Raw genomic sequence first — 6,766 nt, forward strand, 5'->3', positions numbered from 1 at the left:
AGTTATTCTGCAATTCCTAATGTTGGTTTGAGTATTAATCCAACAACAGGTATGATAAATCCAAGTTTAAGTTCGCCGGGAAATTATAATGTAGTTTATGGTTTACCTGGTTCTATTTGTACCGCCGGAAATCCTTCAACTCAAGTTGAAATAATAGGTGTACCAAATATACCTCAACCTGCCGCTGTATCGGTATGTAATACTTATACATTACCAGTATTAAACGTTGGTAGCTATTACTCTCAATCAGGTGGATTAGGAACTCCTATAGATATTACGGTTCCTATTACATCTCCACAAACTATTTATGTTTATGCAAATAATAATGGTTGTACGAATGAAAAATCATTTACCGTTACTATAAATGCAGCTCCGATTCCAATTCTAAATGTTACTCAACCAACTTGTGCAATTCCAACGGGCACGATTGAAGTTACTAGTCCTCTTAATGGGTCAGGAAGTGGTTTACCTGCAAACTTATTTATTTCTGAAGTAACGGATGCCCCAAATGGTTTAGGAGCTCTAACATATGTAGAAATATATAATGGAACAGGGTCGCCAGTTGATTTAAGTAATTATAAATTAAATACCTACAATAATGGTTCAGCTACTGTAAATTCCTCTTGTGATAACACTTTATCAGGTATTATAAACAATAATAGCACTGTTGTTATTGCTATAGGTTCAGCTTCCAATCAAGGCGGTATAACTCCAAATTTAGTTTTCTCTGGTTGTAGTGGAGTTAATAATGATGATAACATTAGATTAACTAAAGTTGACACTGGCTTAGATATTGATTTATGGGGAGATACTGCAGGTGTTAGTTTTACACCCCTAGGGCAAGCAGGTTATACTTACAGAAGATTGCCTACAGCTACAGTTCCAAGCCTTACATGGAACTCTGCTGATTGGGTTATAATAGATGATGTTGCCACGGTTGTAGATTATTCTAACATTGGTCAACATACACTAAGCGCTAATAATTATGAATATAGTTTGGATAATGGGACTTATCAATCAGGCACTACTTTTGCAGGAGTTGCTCCAGGAAATCATACCATTACGGTTCATGATTTAGTTACTGGATGTTATTCAAATCCTGAACCAGTAACTATCAATTCTGTAACATTATCTCCAACAGTATTAGGATTTAGCTACACTACTCCTGTTTGTAAAAATAGCACGACTAATCCAACGCCAATAACTGTTAATGGGTTTACTACTGGTGGGCAATATAGTGCACCAGCAGGGTTAAGCATTGATGCAAATTCAGGATTAATTAATCTTGCTACTTCTACACCGGGGGATTATACCGTGTCTTATCTTGTAAATCCGAACAATTCAATTTGTTTGGCAGGAGGAACTTCGACTGCTTCAATCACTATAAAATCAATGGTTACATTAGGGACAAACATTTCTTATGCTTCACCATTTTGTTTTGGCGGATCAAATCCACTCCCTAATACTTCTTCAATCGGATTTACTTCGGGAGGAATTTATTCTTCAACAACAGCGATAAGTCTTAACCCAAATACTGGAGAGATAGATCTTGGTAACAGTAGTGCAGGATCTCATCCTATTATATATACTGTAATTGCTAATGCAGCTAATTGTGAGCTAACAACTCCAAGTACTACAACGGTTGAGATAACTGCCCCTGTACAAATAAATGTGGATAGCGGCTGTCAAAGTAATAAATACACACTTACAGCGTTACCTCTTGATAATTCATTTAACCCTGAAACTGCTACTTATACATGGCGCAATGGTTCTGGACAAGTTATTGGAACAAGTACGCAAAGCATAACTGTAACTGAAACAGGTTCTTACACTGTAACTGTAACAAGTAATGGTTGTTCAAGCGTTTCGTTACCAGTTTCTGTTGACTCAATAAATTGTGTAATTCAAAAAGGAATTTCAGTTAATAATGATGGGAAGAACGATACTTTTGACCTATCAGGATTTAATGTTAAGAAATTGACTATCTTCAGTAGATATGGTTTAAAAGTTTATGATAAAAACAATTATACCAATGAATGGGGTGGTCAATCTAGCACAGGGGATGAACTTCCTGATGGAACCTATTATTATGTTATTGCCCGTGATAATGGTCAAAATGAATCAGGATGGATATACATCAACAGAGCACAATAAGACAATATCAATTTGCATTCAAAATAAAACAAAACAAAATGAAGAAACTATATTTCATTGCCATATTAGCTTTATCAATACTTACTAAGGTAGAAGCACAGCAAGACCCAAATTATACTCAGTATATGTATAATATGGGGGTCATTAATCCGGCCTATGCTGGCTCAAAAGAAAGCTTATCAGGAGGATTTTTATACAGAAAACAATGGGTAGAAATAGATGATGCCCCAACAACAGGAACCTTTTTTATTCACAGTCCTGTGGGAAGAAATGTTGGTTTAGGACTTTCTGTAATTTCCGATAAGATTGGACCTGTAGAAGAAAATAATTTTTATGGAGATTTCTCCTATACTCTAAACTTGGGAGGCGATAATAGATTAGCCTTTGGTTTAAAAGCGGGTTTAACCATGCATAAAATTGATTTTAATTATATATTTCAAACATTACCGCAACAAGTTCCAGAAGATCCTTTTAGTGCGGGTAATCCTAACGCAACGTTTTTAAATGTTGGATCTGGAGTTTTCTATTATTCAGATAAATATTATGTGGCTTTTTCTGTTCCCAATATGTTAAAAACAAAATATTTGGATTTTGATGGAAGAAAATATGGAACAGAAGTGTTGCATTATTTTTTAACTGGAGGATATGTATTTGATTTGAATCCAAATTTAAAATTCAAACCCTTTGCCATGATAAAATCATCATTGAATGCACCAACCTCTGTTGATGTTTCAACTAACTTTATGTTATATGATAAATTAGAATTAGGAGCAACCTATAGATTACAAGATTCATTCGGAGCAATGGTAAATTTTGCTGTTACTCCAAGTTTAAGAATAGGTTATGCATACGACCATATTATTTCAGATTTGAATGTTGTAACACCAGCCTCACACGAGGTAATGTTGTTATTCGATTTGAATTTCCCGAAAAAAGTATCACGTTCACCAAGATATTTCTAACCTATTAAGAAACCTAAAAAATGAAAAATCTATATATAGCAATTAGTTTCGTAGCCATTAGTTTTACTATATCGGCGCAAAACAAAGACACGAAATCAGCTGACAAATTATTCGACAGATATGAATATATTGATGCTGCAAAAGCTTACCTAAAACTTATTGAGAATGGAAAATCTTCTGATTATGTTTATAAGCAATTAGCAGATAGTTACTACAACATGTTCAATTCAAAAGAAGCCGTAAAATGGTATGCAAAAGCGACAGAAACTAGTCAAGATACAGAAACCTATTATCGTTACGCTCAAATGTTAAAAGCCAATGGGAAATATGAAGAAGCAAACAAACAAATGCAAAAATTTGCCACAGCAGCACCAAATGATAACCGTGCTAAAGCTTTCAAAGAAAACCCAAATTACATACCTAGATTGTTTGACAAAGAAAAACAGTATAATGTAAAATCTTCAGATATTAGCAGTGATAAATCAGAATTTGGGGCAGTACTTTATAATAATGCATTATATTTTGCTAGTGCCAGAAATGGTGCTCGTAAAAACTACGGTTGGACCGATGAACCTTTCTTAGATATTTACAAAGCAGATTATAACTCCGATGGCACTATATCCAATGCTTTGACAGTTACTGAATTAAATTCAAAATGGCATGATGGCCCAGTGACCCTAAGTTCTGATGGTAAAACTATCTATTTTGCTAGCGAGAGTTTTAAAGAAAAAGTATCAGAGAAAGACAAAAAAGCTAACGCTAAATTTGGTCAAGTTTATTTGTTTAAAGCAACAAGAGAAAGTGATAAATGGGATGATATTAAAGCTTTACCTTTTAATGATAAAACTTTTTCAAACAGTAATCCAAGTTTAAGTCGTGATGGAAAGACATTATATTTTTCATCAAATAGGCCATCAAGCATAGGAGGGACAGATATTTGGAAAGTAAGTATTAATGCTGACGGAACCTATGGAGAACCTCAAAATTTAGGTGTAAAAGTAAACACAGAAGGCAATGAGAGTTTCCCTTTTATTGCTGATGACAACAAAACATTATTCTTTGCCTCAAGCGGAAGACAAGGTTTTGGAGGGTTAGATATTTATCAAATTGATTTGACTAAAGGCGAAGCTTCTAACTTGGGCAAACCTATCAATTCAGAAAAAGACGATTTTGCTTTCACATTTAACGGAAGTAAAAAAGTAGGGTTCTTATCTAGTAACAGAAATGGGAACGACGATATCTTTGCCGTAAATCCTATTTGTGGAGTTGATGTTTCTATAGTGGTGACCAATGCAAAAACTAGCGAAATCCTAGCTAATGCTAGCGTAGCTATTTTAGATGACAAAAAGAATGTCATTGCTAAAGAAATGTCAAACGAAAAAGGGGAAGTGAAATACATGGTAGAATGTGACAGGGCTTATGTGGTGCAAGCTTCAAAAGATGGTTTTGAAAGCAACACTTTTGCAGTAACTAAAAGTAAAGGGACAACAACAAAAGTGGATGCTGCTTTACAACCAATAGATGTTATTGTTACCGAAACGGAGGTTATCTTAAAACCTATTTATTTTGAATTTGACAAGAGTAACATCACGCAAGAAGGTGCTTTTGAGTTGGATAAATTAGTTCAAGTAATGAAAAATAATGATAGAATGGTCATCTTTACCAAATCACATACCGATAACAGAGGAAGTGACCAATATAACTTATCATTATCTGATAGAAGAGCAAAATCAACCGTTCAGTACATTATTTCTAAAGGCATAGAAGCAAGCAGAATTTCTGGAAAAGGAATGGGTGAGTTAGAACCAAAAGTAGATTGTGGCGAAGCTTGTACTGATGAGCAATATGCCCAAAACAGACGCTCAGAATTCTTGATTGTAAAGTAGTAATTAAGAAAAACTAATATTAAGCCCTAAGAATTACTTGGGGCTTTTTGTTTTTTTAAATATAAAATTTTGATTTAATACGATTCAAACTTATATAAATAGTTCTGCTTAGAATAGTGTCTTACTTTTTGGGTGATTTTCATTTTAGGGAGATTTTCGATAAACTATTATCAAGTAAATTTATTCTTTGATAAAACGTTCCTTTGAACTAGCTAGATTTAACCTTTAGTTTTAATAGTTTACAGGACATTTAGTTAGCATAAATTAGCGCGTAAAAAGTAAAATTAATTTTGAAAAATCATTTCTTTATTTGCTTAAACTAGTATTAAGCAGGTAAACGGTTACTTAAATACTTACCAGAAAAAGATATAATAAAAGTAATTCGTCAGAAAAGTATAAATTTTCACTAAAAGTGCTTTAGGTTTTATCTGAAAAAAGTATTTTTAGAAAAAATTATTTAAATGAATTTTAGCTATTGGGAACTTAAAAATTGGTTTACAGCTATTGATTATACAATTGTTGGAAGCGGTATTGTTGGTTTACATTGCGCACTTACTTTAAGAGAAAAATATCCCGAAAGTAAAATTCTAGTGTTAGAAAAAGGGATATTGCCTCAAGGGGCAAGTACAAAAAATGCAGGATTTGCATGTTTTGGTAGTATTTCTGAAATACTTGACGATTTAAAATCACATAGTGAAGAAGAAGTAATTCAATTAATTCAAAAACGTTGGAACGGATTACAATTACTTCGTAAAAACCTCGGAGATTCAGCCATCGATTTCAAACCTTATGGCGGATATGAATTGTTTTTGAAGGATGATGAAAGTATTTACAATGAATGTTTGCAAAAATTACCATTTATCAATGAAATTCTGAAACCTATTTTTAGAAACGATTTATTTGCAAAAGAAGTTGATCGATTTGACTTCAAAAACATTCAAGAATATTTGATTTTTAATCCATACGAAGCCCAAATCGATACAGGAAAGATGATGCATGCTTTATTACAAAAAGCGAATTCAAATAATATTATGGTTTTAAATCAAGTCGAAGTATCCCATTTTCAAGAAAAGAACGATGGCGTTGCAATTGCCATTGGGGATTTTAATTTCAACTCAAAAAAACTCTTATTTGCCACTAATGGTTTTGCGTCACAATTAACAAATAATCAGGTAAAACCAGCAAGAGCTCAAGTTTTGATAACCGAACCTATTCCAAATCTTGATATTAAAGGAACATTTCATTTCGATAAGGGCTATTATTATTTTAGAAACATTGATGATAGAATATTAATAGGTGGAGGAAGAAATTTAGATTTCGAAGGCGAAACCACCACTGAATTAGGTCAAACACAATTAATTCAAAATCGTTTGGAGGAATTATTAAAAGAAGTAATTTTACCAAACACCGATTTCAAAATTGCGCATCGATGGAGTGGCATTATGGGATTAGGTTCCAGTAAGAATCCAATAGTTGAACAACTTTCGGAAAATGTGTATTGCGGAGTAAGACTAGGTGGAATGGGAGTTGCGATTGGAAGTTTAATAGGGCAAGAATTAGCCGATTTAGTAAAATAAAATATGTTTAGAAAGATTACTCGATTGATTTGGAAAATTATGCTATGGTTTTTTGGACTTTCCATCTTGTCTGTCATTATTTTCAAATGGATACCTATTCCCTTTACACCATTAATGGTAATAAGAATCATAGAATTTAAATCAGATAATCAAGACGCTATTTACAGTCACGATTGGGTTCCTTTAG

The 6,766-nt window shown here is 33.3% G+C and carries 4 protein-coding genes and 1 pseudogene; all 5 read left to right on the plus strand.

The window, feature by feature from the left end; genetic code table 11:
* Nucleotides 1-2,154 (plus strand): gliding motility-associated C-terminal domain-containing protein (locus tag ACOYLT_RS09595; protein ID WP_422853635.1); only part of this gene is annotated, 2,154 nt, incomplete at its 5' end.
* Nucleotides 2,155-2,192: 38 nt separating this feature from the next.
* The gene (locus ACOYLT_RS09600; RefSeq protein ID WP_422853636.1) at nt 2,193-3,116 is read left to right on the plus strand and encodes a PorP/SprF family type IX secretion system membrane protein; all 924 of its coding nucleotides are present in this window, start codon (nt 2,193-2,195) and stop codon (nt 3,114-3,116) included.
* Nucleotides 3,117-3,136: 20 nt separating this feature from the next.
* Nucleotides 3,137-5,002 carry an OmpA family protein gene (locus ACOYLT_RS09605; RefSeq protein ID WP_422853637.1) on the plus strand — a complete coding sequence of 622 codons (1,866 nt, stop codon included), beginning with the start codon at nt 3,137-3,139 and terminating at the stop codon, nt 5,000-5,002.
* 461 nt (nt 5,003-5,463) lie between these two features.
* Nucleotides 5,464-6,579: an NAD(P)/FAD-dependent oxidoreductase gene (locus ACOYLT_RS09610; RefSeq protein WP_422853638.1), complete on the plus strand. Its 1,116-nt coding sequence runs from the start codon at nt 5,464-5,466 to the stop codon at nt 6,577-6,579.
* Between the two features lie 3 nt (nt 6,580-6,582).
* Nucleotides 6,583-6,766: pseudogene (locus tag ACOYLT_RS09615) on the plus strand (monofunctional biosynthetic peptidoglycan transglycosylase); the annotation flags it as partial.

The sequence above is a fragment of the Flavobacterium sp. genome (genome assembly GCF_049318185.1).
Classification (GTDB): Bacteria; Bacteroidota; Bacteroidia; order Flavobacteriales; family Flavobacteriaceae; genus Flavobacterium.

Coding starts and splice junctions, on each gene's coding strand:
- ACOYLT_RS09600 (WP_422853636.1), top strand. CDS start 2,193: ATGAAGAAACTATATTTCATTGCCATATTAGCTTTATCAATACTTACT.
- ACOYLT_RS09605 (WP_422853637.1), top strand. CDS start 3,137: ATGAAAAATCTATATATAGCAATTAGTTTCGTAGCCATTAGTTTTACT.
- ACOYLT_RS09610 (WP_422853638.1), top strand. CDS start 5,464: ATGAATTTTAGCTATTGGGAACTTAAAAATTGGTTTACAGCTATTGAT.